This window comes from Streptomyces sp. Go-475, assembly GCF_003330845.1.
Taxonomy (GTDB): Bacteria; Actinomycetota; Actinomycetes; order Streptomycetales; family Streptomycetaceae; genus Streptomyces.
This window is the reverse complement of record NZ_CP026121.1, coordinates 1,100,892-1,115,768: the sequence shown is the minus strand read 5'-3', so window position 1 is coordinate 1,115,768 and position 14,877 is coordinate 1,100,892. Positions and strand designations below refer to the sequence as shown.

The window sequence follows — 14,877 nt, the reverse complement described above, 5'->3', positions numbered from 1 at the left end:
TCCTCGTGGGTGGGTCCATGACTCTATATGAAAATGGGATCCATTATTAAGAGTCCGGGTCCGGCAGCCTCGGCCGGGCCAGGGGCCGCCATGCGTTAGCGTGGCAGGCGTGGAGAGCGGGCCCCGTGTGGGTTCGTGCTGGTTCTGGAGGCGCAGTGGGGGCAGACGTGCGGGGCAGTGCGGTTTGATGAGACTCCTGCACACTTCCGACTGGCATCTCGGCCGGGCGTTCCACCGGGTCAATATGCTCGGCGCCCAGGCCGAGTTCATCACCCACCTCGTCGCCACCGTGCGAGAGCGGGCCGTGGACGCGGTCGTCGTGTCCGGGGACGTGTACGACCGGGCGGTGCCGCCGCTCGCCGCGGTCGAGCTGTTCGACGACGCCCTGCACCGCCTCGCCGACCTCGGTGTGCCCACCGTCATGATCTCCGGGAACCACGACTCGGCCCGCCGTCTCGGCGTCGGAGCGGGCCTGATCGGCCGGGCCGGCATCCACCTGCGGACCGAGCCCTCGGCGGCCGGCACGCCCGTGGTACTGGCTGACAAGCACGGCGACGTCGCCTTCTACGGCCTGCCCTACCTCGAACCCGCCCTGGTGAAGGACGAGTTCGGGGTGGAGAAGCCCGGGCACGAGGCCGTGCTCGCGGCCGCCATGGACCGGGTCCGCGCCGACCTCGCCACCCGCGCGCCCGGCACGCGCTCCGTCGTCCTCGCGCACGCCTTCGTCACCGGCGGCGAACCCAGCGACAGCGAGCGGGACATCACCGTCGGCGGCGTCGCCGCGGTCCCCGCCGGCGTGTTCGACGGCGTCGACTACGTGGCGCTCGGGCATCTGCACGGCTGCCAGACCCTCACCGACCGCGTCCGCTACTCCGGCTCCCCCCTGCCCTACTCCTTCTCCGAGGCCGCCCACCGCAAGAGCATGTGGCTCGTCGACCTGGCCGCCGACGGCTCGATCGACGCCGAGCGCGTCGACTGCCCGGTGCCGCGCCCCCTGGCCCGGATCCGCGGCACGCTGGAGGACCTGCTCGCCGACCCGGAGCTGGCCCGGCACGAGGAGGCGTGGGTCGAGGCGACGCTCACCGACCCGGTCCGCCCGGCCGACCCGATGGCCCGGCTCACCGAGCGCTTCCCGCACACGCTCAGCCTCCTCTTCGACCCGGACCGGGACCGGGAGGAGACCGAGGTGTCGTACGCCCGCCGCCTCGCCGGGCGCAGCGACCAGCAGATCGCGGAGGACTTCGTCGCCCATGTGCGCGGCGCCGGGCCCGACGCGCGCGAACAGGGCGTGCTGCGGGACGCGTTCGACGCCGTGCGGGCCGACGAGACGGTGCGGGAGGTGGCCCGGTGAGGCTCCACCGGCTCACGCTCACCGCCTTCGGGCCCTTCGGCGGCACCCAGAGCGTCGACTTCGACGAGCTGTCGGCGGCCGGGCTGTTCCTGCTGCACGGCCCCACCGGCGCCGGCAAGACCTCCGTCCTCGACGCCGTCTGCTACGCCCTGTACGGTTCGGTGCCCGGCGCCCGGCAGAGCGGCGGACAGGGCGCGACACTGCGCAGCGACCACGCCGACCCCGCGACCCGCACCGAGGTCACCCTGGAACTCACCGTCGCCGGGCGGCGGCTGGAGATCACCCGGCAGCCGCCCTGGGAGCGCCCCAAGAAGCGCGGGACGGGCACGACCCTGGACAAGGCGCAGACCTGGCTGCGCGCCTACGACGCGACGGTCGGCACCTGGAAGGACCTCAGCCGTTCCCACCAGGAGATCGGCGAGGAGATCACCCAGCTGCTGGGCATGAGCCGGGAGCAGTTCTGCCAGGTCGTGCTGCTGCCGCAGGGCGACTTCGCCCGGTTCCTGCGCGCCGACGCCGAGGCCCGCGGCAAGCTGCTCGGCCGCCTGTTCGACACCCGCCGTTTCGCCGACGTCGAGAAGCGCCTCGCCGAGCGCCGCCGCGCCACCGAGGCCCAGGTGCGGGACGGCGACGCCGAGTTGCTGGCCGACGCCCACCGCATGCAGCAGGCCGCCGGCGACGCCATGGAGCTGCCGGACCTCGCCCCGGGCGAACCCGGTCTCGCCGATGCCGTGCTGAGCGCGGCCGCCGTCGCCCGCAGCACCGCCCGGGAACAGCTCACCGTCGCCGAGTGCGGGCTCGCCGCCGCCGAGTCCGCGCACGCCGCGGCCGCCCGCGCCCTGGACGACGTACGCGAACTCGCCCGGCTGCAGCGGCGGTTCACCGAGGCGCGGGAGCGGGCCGCGCGGCTGGAGGAGGGAGCCGAGGCGTACCGGGAGGCGCAGGCCCTCATGGAGCGGGCCCGCAAGGCCGAGGCGGTCGCGCCCGCCCTGGACCTGCGCGAGTCCGCCGACGCCGAACACCGGCGCACGGCCGCGGCCGAGGCACGCGCGCGTGCCCTGCTGCCCGAGAGCTTCGCCGACGCGGGCGCGGCCGGACTCGCGACCGCCGCACGCCGCGCCGCCGAGGAACTGGGCGGACTGGACTCGGCCCGCCGCGCCGAACGGCGACTGGCCGAACTCCTCGACGAGCGCGCCGGCCTGGACCGCCAGGAGCGCGCCGACGCCGACCTCCTGCACGAGGCCGAGGCCTGGCTCGACGGCTGGGAGGAGACACGCACCGCCCTCCAGGCCCGGGTCGACTCCGCGCAGCAGGCCGCCTCCCTGGCCGAGCAGCTCGCCGTGCAACGCGAGCCCGCCCAGCAGCGGCTCAAGGCGGCCCGGCTGCGCGACCAGCTCGCCGAGGACACCAACGAGGCCGTCGACCAGGTCAGCACCGCGCGGGAACAGGCCCTGCGCGCCAAGCAGCACTGGCTCGACCTCAAGGAACAGCGCCTGACCGGCATCGCCGCCGAGCTGGCCGCGCACCTCACCGACGGCGAGCCCTGCGCCGTCTGCGGCGCCACCGAACACCCGGCACCCGCCCGCAAGGTCGCCGGGCACGTCGACCGCGAGGCCGAGGAACAGGCCCTCGCCGCCTACCAGCGGGCCGACGAACAGCGCGCCGAGTCCGAGCGGCGCCTCGGCGTCGTACGGGAGGCGCTGGCGGCCGCCACCGCCGAGGCCGGTGACACCCCCACCGACCGGCTCGCCGCCGAGGCCGAGGAACTGGAGCAGCGGTACGCGCACGCCCGCGGCGCCGCCGCCGAGCTGCACTCCGCGCAGGAGCGGCTGCGGCAGGCCGGGCACGAGCACGAACGGCGCGTCGCTGCCCGGCAGGAGGCCGCCGTGCGGGCCGCCTCCCGGGTCGGTCACCGGGAGCGGCTGGACCGCGAACGGGCCGCCCTGGAAGAGGAACTGGACCGGGCGCGGGGCGCCCTGGACAGCGTCGCCGCGCGGGCCGCGCAACTGCAGCGGCAGGCCGCGCTGCTCACGGAGGCCGCCGACGCCGCCCGTGCCGCCGAGGACGCGGCGCAGCGGCTCAAGGACGCCGACGCCCGGCTCGCCGACGCCGCCTTCCGCGCCGGTTTCGACACCCCGCGGGCCGCGGCCGCCGCCCTCCTCGACGCCGCCGCCCACCGGGAGCTGCAACGACGGCTGGACGCCTGGCAGAGCGAGGAGGCCGCCGTACGGGCCGTCCTCGCCGAGGCCGACACCGCGGCCGCCGCCCGGGAGCTGCCCGCCGATGTCGACTCCGCCCGGCAGGCGGCCGACGACGCGGCCCGCCGGCTGCGCGACGCCGCCTCCGCCCACGACGCCGCCGGGCGGCGCTGCGCCGAACTCGACCGGCTGTCCGCCCGGGCGGCCGCCGCCGTGCGCCGGCTCGCCCCGCTGCGCGAGGAGCACGACCGGGTCGCCCGCCTGGCCGGACTCACCGCCGGCACCTCCGCGGACAACGAACGCCGGATGCGCCTGGAGTCGTACGTGCTGGCCGCCCGGCTGGAGCAGGTCGCCGCCGCCGCGACGGTACGGCTGCGGCGCATGTCGTCCGGCCGCTACACCCTCGTCCACTCCGACGACCGCACCGGACGCGGCCGCAGCGGGCTCGGACTGCACGTCGTCGACGCCTGGACCGGCCGCGAACGCGACACGGCGACGCTGTCCGGCGGCGAGACGTTCTTCGCCTCCCTCGCCCTCGCCCTCGGCCTCGCCGACGTCGTCACGGACGAGGCGGGAGGGGTGCGGCTGGACACCCTCTTCATCGACGAGGGCTTCGGCAGCCTCGACGACCAGACCCTCGACGAGGTCCTCGACGTCCTCGACTCCCTGCGCGAACGGGACCGCAGCGTCGGCATCGTCAGCCACGTGCCCGACCTGCGGCGGCGGATCCACGCCCAGCTGGAGGTCGTCAAGGGCAGGTCGGGATCGGTGCTCCGGCAGCGCGGCACCGGCTGAGTCAGCGGCCGAGGGGGCGGCGGGGGAGGGGCGAGGAGTACACCACGCTCGTGGTGACCGAGCCCAGCGCCCCGATCCGCCCCGCCACCTCCTCCAGGTGCCGCATCGAGCGGGCCGTCACCTTGATGACGAAGCAGTCGTCGCCCGTGACGTGGTGCGCCTCCAGGATCTCGGGCGTGACGGCGACGAGGTCGTGGAAGGGCTTGTAGTTGCCGTTCGGGTACCGCAGCCGGACGAACGCGAGGATCGGCAGCCCGAGGCGCTCCGGGTCGACCACCGCCGCGTAGCCCTGGATGACCCCGGCCTCCTCCATGCGCCGCACCCGTTCGGTGACCGCGCTCGCCGACATGGAGACGGCCCGGGCCAGCTCGGCGAAACTCGCCCGGCCCTCCCGCTGGAGGACGTCGAGGATGCGCCAGTCGGTGGCGTCCGGGGAATACTCGGTCATCACCGAGGAATAGCAGGAGAATCCCCGGCGGATCAAGCAGAACGCCGGGGAACGCCACTTCAGGAGGGCGGGTCGGCGCCGTAGCTTTTCGGCATGACCACCACCGTGAACCCCGTGCTGCGCGTCGCCCCCGCCGCCCCGGCCGAGGCCGCCGCCCACTTCCGCGCCGGTCTCGCCTTCCACACCGACGTGTCCGACGTCGCGGCCGCACTCGCCGCGGGCGGCGATCCCGGCTTCGTCCTCGTCGACTCCCGCTCCACCGAGGCCTGGGACCAGGGCCACGTCCCCGGCGCGCTCCACCTGCCCACCGCGCTCGTGACCGAGCAGGCCGGGCAGCTCCTGGACCGGTCGGTGCCGGTGGTGACGTACTGCTGGGGACCCGGCTGCAACGGCGCCGCCCGCGCCGCCCTGGCCCTCGCGGAACTCGGCTACCACGTCAAGGAGATGCTCGGCGGCTTCGAGTACTGGGTGCGCGAGGGCCTCGAGTTCGAGACGTGGCGGGGCCGGGAGCGACGGGCCCCGGATCCGCTGACGGCTCCCGTGGACGCCGCCGACTGCGGCTGCTGAACCCCCGATCTTTTGCCGCGAGTTGACCCTGTAGGTTCTTGCGCCATGGTGCGATACGCGGAGCCGGGCGTCGTGGAGTGGGTGGAGTCGGGCGGCGGGCCGCTGATAGCGGTACCCGAGACCGTCCTGCCGTTCTGGGCGGGCGCCGACGGCGAGGAGACGGCGTCGGACTACGACCGGGCCTGTGAGGTGGACGGACACGTCGGACTCCTCCCGGTCGGCGACTGCACGGCACTGGTCCTGGGTGACGAACCCGCCTCGACGGCCTATCTGCCCGACCACGCGATGTTCGTCCGGTGGCGCGCCGGCAACTCCGAGGACGAGCTGCTGGCGAGCGTGCCGTCGGCCGTCGACACGGCCGAATGGGAGCCGGAGGTGCACTGGGAGGTGCCCGGATCCGTGCTCCTCTTCGACGCGGCGTGGCCCGGGTCCGGCCCTTCGGGGAGCGAGGGCGTGCGCGTGGCCCTGGAGCCCGGGCGCTACGAGGTGCGGGCGGCCCGGGTCCAGCCCGGGCCGGAGACCTGGCTGGACCTGGTGCGGCTCCGGCTGCTGGCGCCCAGGTGACGGTGGGCTGCCCGCTGTCCGGCGGCTGCGGGTTTCCGGCCGCTGGTCACGCCCGGGCCCCTGGAGGGCGATATTCGCGTGCGTCCCCCATGAGGCCCGGACCACCATGATCCGTATGCCTCGACTTCCCCACCCCACCCCCGCAGAACTGCGCCGCGATCCCCTGCCCCTGCGCGGCCGGACGGCCCTCGTCACCGGTGCCAGCCGGCGCGCCGGTATCGGCCACGCCGTGGCCCGGCGGCTCGCCGCCTACGGGGCGAGCGTCTACCTGCACCATCACGTGCCGCACGACGCCGACCAGCCCTGGGGCGCGGACCGCCCGGAGGACGTCCTCGCGTCGGTGCGCGACGCGCTCGGCGACCCCGGGGCCCGGGTCGTCGCCGGCCCCGGCGACCTGGCCGATCCGGCCGTGCCCGCCGAACTCGTCGCCAGGGCCGCCGACGCGCTCGGCGGACGCCTCGACATCCTCGTCGCCAACCACGCGCAGAGCGGCTTCGACGGCACCCTCGACGAGATCGACGCCACGATGCTCGACCGGCACTGGGCGGTCGACACCCGGTCGGTCGTGCTGCTGATCCAGGCTCACGCCCGGCTGCGGCCCGCCGGCCCCGGAGGGCGCGTCGTGATGATGACCTCCGGCCAGGACATCGCGAGCGGCATGCCCGGCGAGATGGCCTACGCCCTCCAGAAGGGCGCCCTCGCCTCGATCACCCGCTCCCTGTCGACCGCGCTCGCCGAGCAGGGCATCACCGTGAACACCGTCAACCCCGGCCCGGTCGACACGGACTACCTGACCGGCGCGGACTACGAGGCCGTCGCCGCCGGCTTCCCCAGCGGACGCTGGGGCATGCCCGACGACCCGGCCCGCCTCATCGCGTGGCTCGCGACCGACGAGGCGGGCTGGATCACCGGCGAGGTCATCAACTCCGAGGGCGGCTTCCGGCGCTGATCAGAGGGCGGACAGCTCGTCCACCAGATCGTCCAGGCCCAGGGAGCCCTGCGACAGCGCCGCCATGTGCCAGGCCTTCGGGTCGAAGGCGTCCCCGTGCCGGGCGCGGGCCTTCTCGCGGCCCAGCAGCCAGGCCCGCTCGCCGAGCTTGTACCCGATGGCCTGGCCCGGCATCGACAGGTAGCGGGTCAGCTCGCTCTCCACGAAGTCCGACGGCCGGCTGCTGTGCGCGTCGAAGAACTCCTGCGCCAGCGCGGGCGTCCAGCGCTCGCCGGGGTGGAAGGGAGAGTCGTCCGGGATCGTCAGCTCCAGGTGCATGCCGATGTCGATGATCACCCGCACGGCCCGCATCATCTGGGCGTCCAGGTAGCCGAGCCGGCGCTCGGGGTCCGTCAGGAAGCCCAGTTCGTCCATCAGCCGCTCCGCGTACAGCGCCCAGCCCTCGGCGTTGGCGCTCACCATGCCGACGCTCGCCTGGTACCGGGAGAGGTCCTCGGCCACGTGCTTCCACTGGGCCAGCTGCAGGTGGTGGCCGGGCACGCCCTCGTGGTACCAGGTCGACACCAGGTCGTAGACCGGGAAGCGGTCCTTGCCCATGGTCGGCAGCCAGGTGCAGCCCGGGCGGGAGAAGTCGTCCGACGGCGGCGTGTAGTACGGGGCCGCTGCGCTGCCCGGAGGCGCGATGCGCGACTCCACCCGGCGCACCCGCTCGGCCAGGTCGAAGTGGGTGCCGTCGAGCGCGTCCATCGCCTCGTCCATCAGGCCCTGCAGCCAGTCGCGCACCTCGTCGACGCCCTCGATGTGCGTGCCGTGCTCGTCGAGGTGCGCCAGCGCCACCCACGGCGTGGCCGCGCCCGGCAGGATCTTCTCCGCCTCGGCCTTCATCTCGCCGAGGAGGCGGTGGTACTCGGACCAGCCGTAGGCGTACGCCTCGTCCAGGTCGAGGTCCGTGCCGTTGAAGTACCGCACCCAGCGCGCGTACCGCTCCCGGCCCACCACGTCCGGCGCGCCCTCGATCGCCGGCGCATACACGTCCCGCATCCAGTCCCGCAGCGCCACCACGGCCCCGGTGGCCGCGCGGGCCGCCGCGTCCAGCTCCGTCCGCAGCGACTCGGGACCGGCCGCCGCGTACTGCTCGAACCAGCCGTGGCCCTGGCCGTCCGCGTCGGCCCACTCGCCGAGCTGCTCCACGAACGTGGCCGTCGCACGGGGCCCGGCGTACAGCTTCCGCTCCAGGCCGAGCGCCAGGGACTCCCGGTAGCCCTCCAGCGCGGCCGGGACCCCGCGCAGCCGCTCGGCGATCGCCGCCCAGTCCTCCTCCGACTGCGCCGGCGTCACCGTGAACACCTGCCGGACCGCGTGCGCGATGGAGCTCAGGTTGCTGACGGAGCGCAGGCTCTCGTCGGCCTCGTGCACGGCGAGTTCGGCGGTGAGCCGCTCGCGCAGCAGCCGGCCGCAGCGGCGTTCGATGTCACTGTCCGCGCCGGGCTGCCGCTCGGCCTCGTCCAGCCGGGCCAGCGTCCGGCGCGCCAGCTCCGCGAGCGCCTCCTGGCCCGCGGGCGAGGTGTCGGGCAGCCTGCTGGAACTCTCCTTCACGCCGAGGTACGTGCCGGTGATCGGGTCGAGGGCGACGAGCTCGTCGACGAAGGCGTCGGCGACCTCTCGGGGCAGCGGGCTCTTGATCTCAGACATGCGGCCATCCTCGTACGACGGGCCGCGCGCGTCACGCGGATTGAGCCGAGGGCGAAGGCGGCAGCAGCGGCCCGCACTCCCACTGCTGGAAGATCAGCCGCGTCTCCACCCGGGCGACCTCCCGCCGGGAGGTGAACTCGTCCAGCACGAGCCGCTGGAGGTCGGCCATGTCGGCGACCGCGACATGGACCAGATAGTCGTCAGGACCGGTCAGATGGAAGACCGTCCGCGACTCCGGCAGTGCCCGGATCCGCTCCACGAACGGCCCGACCAGCTCCCGCCGGTGCGGCCTGACCTGCACCGACAGCAGCGCCTCCAGACCGCGCCCCAGCTTGGCCGGATCCAGCTCCAGCCGGTGCCCGAGAATCACCCCCGAGCGGCGCAGCCGGGCCACCCGGTCCAGACAGGTCGACGGCGCCACCCCGACCTGCGCGGCGAGATCCCGGTAGGTCGCCCGGGCGTCGTTCTGCAACAGCCGCAGCAGATGAAGATCAACCGGGTCAAGTACGACAGATTCGGCCATCGGCCGAACGTAGCACGGGATTCGGCCCCGGCGACCCGGCCGGTGTTCACCCTTCCGTCATGGACACAACGAGCACGGGCGCCTACGACGACGTACGCACCGCACCGCGAGCACTCGCCACCGAGGCCGTGCACGCCGGCCGGGACGACCTGGCCCGGCAGGGGCTGCACGCCCCGCCGATCGACCTGTCCACCACGTACCCCTCGTACGACAGCCGCGGCGAGGCGGCCCGGATCGACGCGTTCGCCGCCACCGGCGCCGAGCCGGACGGCCCGCCCGTGTACGGGCGCCTGGGCAATCCGACCGTGGCCCGCTTCGAGACCGCGCTGGCCCGCCTGGAGGGCACCGAGGCGGCGGTCGCCTTCGCCAGCGGCATGGCCGCGCTGAGCGCCGTCCTCCTCGTCCGCGGCGCGATGGGCCTGCGCCATGTCGTCGCCGTACGCCCCCTCTACGGCTGCAGCGACCATCTGCTGACCGCCGGGCTGCTGGGCTCGGAGGTCACCTGGACCGACCCCGCCGGAGTCGCCGACGCGCTGCGCCCGGACACCGGCCTGGTCATGGTCGAGTCCCCGGCCAACCCCACCCTCGCCGAGGTCGACCTGCGGGCCGTGGCGCACGCCTGCGGCTCGGTGCCGCTGCTCGTGGACAACACCTTCGCCACGCCGGTCCTGCAGCGCCCCGCCGAGCAGGGGGCGCGGCTGGTGCTGCACAGCGCCACCAAGTACCTCGGCGGGCACGGGGACGTGCTGGCGGGCGTGGTCGCCTGCGACGAGGAGTTCGCGGGACGGCTGCGGCAGGTGCGCTTCGCGACGGGCGGCGTCCTGCACCCGCTGGCCGGCTACCTGCTGCTGCGGGGCCTGTCCACCCTCCCCGTCCGGGTCCGGGCCGCCTCCGCCACGGCGGCCGAACTCGCCCGCCGCCTCGCCGCCGACCCGCGCGTGGCCCGCGTCCACTACCCCCGGATCGGCGGCGCCATGGTCGCCTTCGAGGTCCACGGCGACCCGCACGAGGTCATCGGCGGGGTACGCCTGATCACCCCAGCGGTGAGCCTCGGCAGCGTCGACACCCTGATCCAGCACCCGGCGTCCATCAGCCACCGCATCGTGGACGCGGAGGACCGCAGGGGGGCGGGGGTGAGCGACCGGTTGCTGCGCATGTCCGTGGGCCTGGAGGACGTGGAGGACCTGTGGTCGGATCTGGACCAGGCGCTTACTGAGGGGCGCGGGGAAGTACGCGAAGAACCCCATCGCGCCCGCACCCGCCAACCGTCGTGACCTCCTACGGAGCTGAGGCGTTCCCCAACTCACCGGCAGGCGTCGCAACCGGTTCACCCAGCCGCGCCGTGATGACCAGCGTCCCCTCCTCGACCTGGTAGTCGAGCGGCAGCCCGAGCCCCCGCATCGCCGCGACCATCCCCGTGTTGGACGCCTGCGTCACGGCGTACACGCTCGCGCACCCCGCCTCGACGGCCATGGCCACGAGCCGGGCCAGCAACTGCGCGCCCACACCACGCCGTTGCCAGGCGTCCTCCACCAGCAGCGCGACTTCCGTCTCGTCCCCGTCCCACAGGAGGTGGCCGAGCCCGACGAGCCGCCCGGAGGCGGTCTGCACGGCGAGGGTGCGCCCGAACCGCGGGCTCAGCAGGTGGTTGAGATACCGGTCGGCATCGCCGACCGGCCCGTGGTAGCGCAGCTTCAGCGTCCGCGCCGAGCACCGCTCGTGCATCGCCCGCGCCGCCTGGAGATCACGCGTGTCGGCCCGCCGCACGGTGATGTCGCTGCCCTCCGCGAGGGTCAGCACGTCCCGGCCGCGCGGGACGCGCGGCCCGAGCCGGGCGTCCAACTCGACCAGGGCCCGGGCCCGGGCGAACTCGGTCGGGGTGAACGGCAGATAGGGCCGCTCCACGGTGATCACCCCGCCCTCGGGGGCGCGCAGCCGCATCACCGTGTCGTCGAGGGCGCCCTCCACCGGAAGGCTCCCCGGCACACGGTCGCCGTCGGCCGGCGCCGGCTGCGAACGGATGGTGCAGCGGCCCAGCAACTGGCGCAGCGCCAGCGGGAGTTCCGCCGCGTCCAGGGCCGTGCGGGCGGCGAGTCCGAGGACCCGGGTCGGCGCGTCCACCAGGTCGTGCGCGTCGGCCCGCTCGATCCAGGTGTCGGAGCCGCCGGCCGACCGGACGGCCGTGGTGAGCGCGGACGCCGACAGCTCGCCGGGTGCCCGCAGCAGGAACTCGTCCACCGTGCCCTCGGCCAGCGGATGCGTCTGGAGGCTGAGGATGTCGACCTGCTGCACGGCGAGGGCCGTGCACAGCGCCGCCAGCGACCCCGGCTCGTCCTTCACCGTGGTCCGCATCCGCCACAGCGTGTTCGCCCCCGGCACCGGTTCCGGTGCCGGGGACCCGGTATCGACCGTCGGCGGCGCGTGTTCGTGGCGTCGTGTTCGCCAGGCCCGGAACACCGCCGAGAGCCGCTGCCGACGGCCCGCCCGGCCGCCGTCCTCGAGGTGCGTCACTTCCGTCACTTCTCGCGTCATGCACCCACTGTGACGGAACGGTGTTGCGTGATCACGAACGCCTTGTGACTGGCGGGTAAAAAGGGCACCATGCCCTCTTTATCGCCCCTTCAAACGTTGTGCTCCGTACCTACTGGCCGACCCGGCCCGGCTGGAGCACCTGGGTGAACAGCACGGTCCCGTCCTGCTCGCGCAGACGCACCGTCAGCTCGCCGCTGCCGCCGTCGATGTCGACCTCGCCGAAGAACTGGTAGCCGCCCGCGGGCGAGACGTTGGCGGTGGTCGGGGCCTTCACGAAGACACGCTCCGGGCCGAAGGTGCCGTCGAGCGTGTTCGCCGGGAAGGCACCGGCGTTGAGCGGGCCGGACACGAACTCCCAGAACGGCTCGAAGTCGGTGAAGGCGGCCCGCGACGGCTGGTAGTGCTGCGCCGAGGTGTGGTGCACGTCGGCCGTCAGCCACACCGTGCCCGTGATCCGCCGGTGCTTGATGAACCGCAGCAGCTCGGCGATCTGCAGCTCACGCCCGAGCGGCTTGCCGGGGTCGCCCTGGGCGACCGCCTCGATGTTCGTGCCGTCCGGCACGACCAGGCCCAGCGGCATGTCGGAGGCGATCACCTTCCACACCGCCCGGGAGCGGGACAACCCGCGCTTGAGCCACTCCAGCTGCTCGCGGCCCAGGATGCCCTGCGGGTCGGTGGGCTGGTCGTCGGGGGAGTTGGCGTTGCGGTAGGTGCGCATGTCCAGGACGAAGACGTCCAGCAGCGGCCCGTGGTGCTGCACGCGGTAGACGCGGCCGCCCGGGCGGCGCAGCGTCGAGATCGGGAAGTACTCCGAGAACGCCTGACGGGCGCGGGCGGCGAGCACGTCGACGTTCTTCTCCGTGTACCGGGTGTCGCCGAGGATCTCGCCCGGATACCAGTTGTTGGTGACCTCGTGGTCGTCCCACTGGATGATCGAGGGGACCTGGGCGTTGAAGGCGCGCAGGTTCTCGTCCAGGAGGTTGTAGCGGAAGTTGCCGCGGAACTCCGCCAGCGTCTCGGCGACCTTCGCCTTCTCCTCGGTGGTGACGTTCCGCCAGGTCCGGCCGTCGGGCAGGGCCACGGTCGAGGTGATCGGGCCGTCGGCGTAGATGTTGTCGCCGCTGCAGAGGAAGAAGTCCGGGTCCAGGTCGGCCATCGCCCGGTAGATCCGGTAGCCGCCCAGGTCCGGGTTGATGCCCCAGCCCTGCCCGGCCAGGTCGCCGGACCAGACGAACCGTACGCCGTCCCGGCGCTCGGCGGACGCGGTGCGGAAGGTGCCGGTGACCGGCTCGCCGGTGCGGCGCGGGTCGTCCGGGTCGGCGAGCAGCACGCGGTAGTGGATCTGCTCGCCGGGCGGCAGGCCGCGCAGCGGGGTCGTGCCGGTGAAGTCCGTGCCCGGGCCGAGCAGCGGGCCGTGCCATCTGCGCGGGTTGCGGAACGACTCGGTCGCCGAGGTCTCGACGATCATCCGGGCGGGCCGGTCGGAGCGCACCCACACCAGCCCGGAGTCGCAGGTCACGTCTCCGGCCTGCACCCCCCACTGCGCCTGCGGACGCCCGGACCGCGCGAAGGCCGGTGCCGCGCCGAGCGCGGTGGGCAGGGACAGGGCCGCCGACGCGGCGAGGGAGCCGCGCAGGACGCTACGGCGCCCGGGGAACGGACGGTGTGACATGGATACGCCTCCAGGGACGGGATCCGGCCAGTGTGCACAGCCACAACTACTGGCACGCCGCAGCGCACACACGAACCCCAAGTGAACAACTGACCGCGGGGTGAGGGAACCGGGCGGGCACGCCGGTCACGCGGTGGCCGCCTGCGCCATCAGGCGGACGCCCTCGGCGATCCGGGCCGGAGGTACGTGCGCGTAGCCCAGGACGAGCCGCACCTTCTTCGCCCCGGCCGGGTCCTCGGGCCGCGTGTGGGTGCAGGAGGACAACGGACGCACCGCCACCCCGGCCGCCGTCACGCGCGCGAGGAACCGCTCCTCGGGGCCGTACCGCTCCGGCAGCGTGGCGATCACGTGCAGGCCCGCGGCGATCCCGGACACCTCCGCGCCCGGGAAGTGCTCCTCCAGGGCGGCGACCAGCGCGTCGCGCCGCTCGCGGTAGGCGCGCTGGCAGCGGCGCAACTGGCGGTCGTAGTCCCCGCGTTCCAGGAAGCGGGCGAACAGGGCCTGGTCGAGGGCCGGGTGGCCGAGATCCATGGTGCGTTTGCGTTCGACGATCTCCGCCGCCCAGGACTCGGGCACCAGCAGCCAGCCCAGGCGCAGGCCCGGGGCGAGGGACTTGCTGACGGAGCCCGTGTAGGCGACGTGGTCGGGGTCGAGGCCCTGGAGCGCGCCGACCGGGGCGCGGTCGTAGCGGAAGTCGCCGTCGTAGTCGTCCTCCAGGACGATGCCGTCCACGGACCGCGCCCAGTCGAGCAGTTCGGCGCGCCGGCGGGCCGAGTAGGCGATGCCCGTGGGGAACTGGTGGGCCGGTGTCGTCACGACGGCCCGGACGCCCGACGCGCGCAGCGGCCGGATCGCGATCCCCTCGCCGTCCAGGGGCAGCGGCACGGCCGTGACCCCGGCCGCGGCGTACAGGGCGTCGTGCTGGGGACTGCCGGGGTCCTCCACGCCGACGGAGCGCACCCCGCGCGCGTGCAGCGCGAAACCGAGCAGGGTCGTCGCCTGGGCCACCCCGGAGACGATCACGATCCGCTCCGGGTCGGCCACCACGCCCCGCCGCCGGGCGAGCAGTCCGGCCAGCGCGGTCCGCAGCCCGGGCAGCCCCCGCGGGTCGGGGTACCCCAGGTCCTGGTGCGGTACGTCCGCCAGCACGGCGCGCTGCGCGGCGGCCCACGCCGAGCGCGGGAACAGCGACAGGTCCGGCGTCCCGGGCACGAAGTCGGCGCGGGCACCGGGCGCGCGCGGGGCGAGGTCCTGGGCGCGCGGCCGGGCGGCCCGCACGGCCGCGCCCACCCACGTCCCGGCGCCCCGGCCGCTGCGCAGGTAGCCCTCCGCCGTCAGCTGCTCGTACGCCTCCGTGACCAGCCCCCGCGACACCCCCAGGTCCGCCGCGAGGTCCCGGCTCGACGGCAGCCGCGTGCCCGGTGCCAGCCGGCCCGAGCGGACCGCCTCACGCAGCGCCGCCTGGAGGGCACGGCCGCGCGTGCGTGGCGGCGCGGAAGCGGCCGGGAGCAGCAACTCCCAGGCGGCGGACGCGGCACCCCTGCCCGGATCGCTCTGCGATGGCCTCATGAGGGGAGACCCTAGAA

General features: G+C 74.5%; 12 protein-coding genes. 6 read left to right on the top strand and 6 right to left on the bottom strand.

Features of this window, described 5'->3' with window-relative positions; translation table 11 throughout:
• Positions 1–187: 187 nt before the first annotated feature.
• Complete coding sequence (locus C1703_RS05020) at positions 188–1,351, top strand: exonuclease SbcCD subunit D (RefSeq protein ID WP_114250741.1); 1,164 nt, start codon at positions 188–190, stop codon at positions 1,349–1,351.
• Positions 1,348–4,344, top strand: coding sequence for an SMC family ATPase (locus C1703_RS05015; protein ID WP_114250740.1), 2,997 nt, complete (start codon positions 1,348–1,350; stop codon positions 4,342–4,344). Before C1703_RS05020 ends, C1703_RS05015 begins: the two co-directional genes overlap by 4 nt.
• Before the next feature lies 1 nt (position 4,345).
• Here the strand turns inward: C1703_RS05015 and C1703_RS05010 are convergent, their stop codons facing one another.
• Positions 4,346–4,792: an Lrp/AsnC family transcriptional regulator gene (locus tag C1703_RS05010; protein WP_114250739.1), complete on the bottom strand. Its 447-nt coding sequence runs from the start codon at positions 4,790–4,792 to the stop codon at positions 4,346–4,348.
• Positions 4,793–4,885: 93 nt separating this feature from the next.
• Here C1703_RS05010 and C1703_RS05005 point away from each other — a divergent pair, with 93 nt between their 5' ends.
• The 3 genes from C1703_RS05005 to C1703_RS04995 all read left to right on the top strand — a co-directional run bounded on the left by C1703_RS05005 (position 4,886) and on the right by C1703_RS04995 (position 6,872).
• Positions 4,886–5,359 carry a rhodanese-like domain-containing protein gene (locus C1703_RS05005; RefSeq protein ID WP_114250738.1) on the top strand — a complete coding sequence of 158 codons (474 nt, stop codon included), beginning with the start codon at positions 4,886–4,888 and terminating at the stop codon, positions 5,357–5,359.
• Positions 5,360–5,404: 45 nt separating this feature from the next.
• On the top strand, positions 5,405–5,923 hold the full coding sequence (locus tag C1703_RS05000; protein ID WP_114250737.1) for an immunity 21 family protein: 519 nt from the start codon (positions 5,405–5,407) through the stop codon (positions 5,921–5,923).
• Between the two features lie 115 nt (positions 5,924–6,038).
• Positions 6,039–6,872: an SDR family oxidoreductase gene (locus tag C1703_RS04995; RefSeq protein ID WP_114257302.1), complete on the top strand. Its 834-nt coding sequence runs from the start codon at positions 6,039–6,041 to the stop codon at positions 6,870–6,872.
• On the opposite strand, the gene C1703_RS04990 is transcribed toward C1703_RS04995, so the two are convergent.
• Positions 6,873–8,564 carry a DUF885 domain-containing protein gene (locus C1703_RS04990; protein ID WP_114250736.1) on the bottom strand — a complete coding sequence of 564 codons (1,692 nt, stop codon included), beginning with the start codon at positions 8,562–8,564 and terminating at the stop codon, positions 6,873–6,875.
• A 31-nt stretch (positions 8,565–8,595) separates the two neighbouring features.
• Positions 8,596–9,087 carry an Lrp/AsnC family transcriptional regulator gene (locus C1703_RS04985; RefSeq protein WP_114250735.1) on the bottom strand — a complete coding sequence of 164 codons (492 nt, stop codon included), beginning with the start codon at positions 9,085–9,087 and terminating at the stop codon, positions 8,596–8,598.
• Positions 9,088–9,146: 59 nt separating this feature from the next.
• Between C1703_RS04985 and C1703_RS04980 the strand changes: the two genes are divergently transcribed.
• Entirely contained in the window at positions 9,147–10,361 is a 1,215-nt protein-coding gene (locus C1703_RS04980) for a PLP-dependent transferase (protein ID WP_114250734.1), read from the top strand.
• 4 nt (positions 10,362–10,365) lie between these two features.
• Here C1703_RS04980 and C1703_RS04975 read toward each other — a convergent pair whose 3' ends face one another.
• From C1703_RS04975 to C1703_RS04965, 3 genes are all read right to left on the bottom strand, one after another.
• Positions 10,366–11,619, bottom strand: coding sequence for a GNAT family N-acetyltransferase (locus tag C1703_RS04975; RefSeq protein WP_114250733.1), 1,254 nt, complete (start codon positions 11,617–11,619; stop codon positions 10,366–10,368).
• A 109-nt stretch (positions 11,620–11,728) separates the two neighbouring features.
• A complete protein-coding gene (locus C1703_RS04970) occupies positions 11,729–13,291 on the bottom strand; it encodes an alkaline phosphatase D family protein (protein WP_114250732.1) in 1,563 nt (520 codons plus the stop codon).
• Positions 13,292–13,417: 126 nt separating this feature from the next.
• Positions 13,418–14,860 (bottom strand): PLP-dependent aminotransferase family protein, encoded by a 1,443-nt coding sequence (locus tag C1703_RS04965; protein ID WP_114250731.1) that lies wholly within the window; start codon positions 14,858–14,860, stop codon positions 13,418–13,420.
• Positions 14,861–14,877 lie beyond the last annotated feature (17 nt).

Excerpts from the sequence above, each read along its gene's own strand:
- C1703_RS04975 (WP_114250733.1), bottom strand. The coding sequence starts at position 11,619 with ATGACGCGAGAAGTGACGGAAGTGACGCACCTCGAGGACGGCGGCCGG.
- C1703_RS05010 (WP_114250739.1), bottom strand. The coding sequence starts at position 4,792 with ATGACCGAGTATTCCCCGGACGCCACCGACTGGCGCATCCTCGACGTC.
- C1703_RS04985 (WP_114250735.1), bottom strand. The coding sequence starts at position 9,087 with ATGGCCGAATCTGTCGTACTTGACCCGGTTGATCTTCATCTGCTGCGG.
- C1703_RS04995 (WP_114257302.1), top strand. The coding sequence starts at position 6,039 with ATGCCTCGACTTCCCCACCCCACCCCCGCAGAACTGCGCCGCGATCCC.
- C1703_RS04965 (WP_114250731.1), bottom strand. The coding sequence starts at position 14,860 with ATGAGGCCATCGCAGAGCGATCCGGGCAGGGGTGCCGCGTCCGCCGCC.
- C1703_RS05000 (WP_114250737.1), top strand. The coding sequence starts at position 5,405 with ATGGTGCGATACGCGGAGCCGGGCGTCGTGGAGTGGGTGGAGTCGGGC.
- C1703_RS05005 (WP_114250738.1), top strand. The coding sequence starts at position 4,886 with ATGACCACCACCGTGAACCCCGTGCTGCGCGTCGCCCCCGCCGCCCCG.
- C1703_RS04980 (WP_114250734.1), top strand. The coding sequence starts at position 9,147 with ATGGACACAACGAGCACGGGCGCCTACGACGACGTACGCACCGCACCG.
- C1703_RS04990 (WP_114250736.1), bottom strand. The coding sequence starts at position 8,564 with ATGTCTGAGATCAAGAGCCCGCTGCCCCGAGAGGTCGCCGACGCCTTC.
- C1703_RS05020 (WP_114250741.1), top strand. The coding sequence starts at position 188 with ATGAGACTCCTGCACACTTCCGACTGGCATCTCGGCCGGGCGTTCCAC.
- C1703_RS04970 (WP_114250732.1), bottom strand. The coding sequence starts at position 13,291 with ATGTCACACCGTCCGTTCCCCGGGCGCCGTAGCGTCCTGCGCGGCTCC.